1 protein-coding gene is annotated in these 1,534 nt (G+C 53.3%); it reads right to left on the bottom strand.

Going from position 1 to position 1,534, the window contains the following annotated elements; genetic code table 11:
• Positions 1-120: 120 nt before the first annotated feature.
• Positions 121-1,323 (bottom strand): hypothetical protein, encoded by a 1,203-nt coding sequence (locus tag AAG565_RS15685; protein ID WP_348820583.1) that lies wholly within the window; start codon positions 1,321-1,323, stop codon positions 121-123.
• Between the last annotated feature and the right edge of the window lie 211 nt (positions 1,324-1,534).

The following is a 1,534-nucleotide window of genomic DNA, read 5'->3' as shown; positions in this document are numbered from 1 at the left end:
CCTGTCATGCATACAAATCGTTCCCACTCATCATGGCCGCCAGCCGGACGGCTCCCATACCGTCCAATCTACCCACTCAAATTTCAAGAGAGGCTCAATAATAATCACGTAGTGTTTTGTTTACCGGGATGACCTTGCGCCGATGAACTTGATCACGACAAAGTAAAGGAGTAGCTGAATGACGTACATTGACAACTCAGACACAAGGACCGCCAGATAGCTATTGCGGAACGGAACATTCCACTGCACGCATAAAGCAAATACAGAAGTGGTCCAGAGTATCGCGGAGTTTGCGGCAACCGCTTCGGATATGACGAGATAGAAGCCAAACGACGACACAATCGCCCACAAAACCGCAGCTAGCGTGAATAACGCAGCCATGTTGAGAATGGCGCCATTGGAGACCAAAAAAGAGAAAGCACCGAAATAGGCTACTGCAGCGCAAGAAGCTGCAGCGCATAACGCAATGGGAACCTTCTGGCACGCAACGATTCTACTCAGATTGAACCTAGCTTCTGAGGCCAACAACTCCATCGCTGTAGAGATTACAGTTCGCCTTGAGAATCCAACCACCTGCTGAACTGCGCTGACCGCAGACTTGACGTATACAAGAGTGCCTAGCTCACCCGGTGCGAGTGAATGCCCGGCAATCAGCAAAACCAAGCGACCATACAGAACTCCTGGGAGATATGTTGCGATGTACAAGAGCGAATAGCGTATCGATTCAGAGTACGCTGCCCGATCAATCTCGAGAACTCGCCATATAGCGGCGATATTGGCGGATCGCACCGAGATCCATTGAACTGTAACAGCGCAAGCAGATGTGACCACAAAAGCTGCAGTGACGTACACCTGGAGACGCCCCAGAGATACCGCCGGGTAAAGGAGCATCAGCACCAGAGACGCCGCCACCCAAGGCGCGCTGATGCTCAGCGCGCTGATTCTCGTCTTTGCCAATCCGTCGCATAGGCCAGTGGCATTGAGGCTCCATACCACAGCACCGATCAATCCAAGCAAGTACGTGGCCGGTTCAATATGCCCCGGGTATAGCTGGGACAAGAACGGGTAGAGGCCGAGTCCACCGACGCCTATCAGGAGTCCGATAGAGAAACGCGCCTGAAGCATGCCAGCTAGTGCGCCGTCGCCGGCAGGCTTTTGTACAAGCTGCGAGAGACGATAGATACCACCCGAGTCGGCTATCCACTGGACGACCGATATCACCTGCAAAGGGATACAAACAGCCGCGATGTCAGCTAGTCCTCCATTCTTGACAACGAGTGTCTGAGCCAGGAAGAAACTTCCCTGCCCAAAGATATAGCCCACAAGCAGCTCTAGCGTCTGCCGTAGTGACCGCCGCACAGTCAATTGCCAGATCCTTGAGTGATGCGCCTAGGCCGAGGAGTTCTACGCTCCACGAAAGAGAACGCCACCTTCTTAAGGAACGTCTGAACAAGTCGCGTGGATGATGGTCTGATCGCCGACGCTGAGACAAGAGACTCGTGATGAAGCAGTTGAGCTTCGGGGACGCGGAGTA

Origin of the sequence: Fontimonas sp. SYSU GA230001 (assembly GCF_040066175.1) — a bacterium.
Classification (GTDB): Bacteria; Pseudomonadota; Gammaproteobacteria; order Nevskiales; family Nevskiaceae; genus Solimonas.
The sequence above is the reverse complement of the archived record's forward strand: the minus strand, read 5'-3'. Positions and strand labels throughout refer to the sequence as shown.